The organism is Methylobacterium frigidaeris, from assembly GCF_022179185.1.
Lineage (GTDB): Bacteria > Pseudomonadota > Alphaproteobacteria > Rhizobiales > Beijerinckiaceae > Methylobacterium > Methylobacterium frigidaeris.
Genome location: NZ_BPQJ01000267.1, coordinates 1 through 253, shown reverse-complemented (window position 1 = coordinate 253; position 253 = coordinate 1). Strand labels below are relative to the sequence as shown.

Below are 253 nucleotides of genomic sequence, written 5' to 3'. Positions count from 1 at the left end.
ACCACATTCAGACCGTACTCTGTCCTCCGTCCCGCCGCGTCCGTCTGCGCCGTGAGCCTTCCTGCCGCGTCATACCCGCTGCGCGTGACGCTGCCGTCCGCCAGTTCTTTTTTCACCACCCGTTTCAGCCCGGCCCCGCCTTCTGTATGCAGCACCTCACGCCGGTTCAGGCTGTCGGTGACGGTGATGCGGTCCTGCTCATAAAGATAGCGGTAGCTTAACCCTGCCGGGTTCAGTTGCTCCACCACCCGCC

At 63.6% G+C, this 253-nt stretch carries 1 protein-coding gene; it reads right to left on the bottom strand.

Annotation, left to right across the window (positions count from 1 at the left end; genetic code table 11):
• On the bottom strand, positions 1-253 hold a 253-nt coding region (locus MFF64_RS37105), incomplete at both ends, for an RHS repeat domain-containing protein (protein ID WP_238194059.1).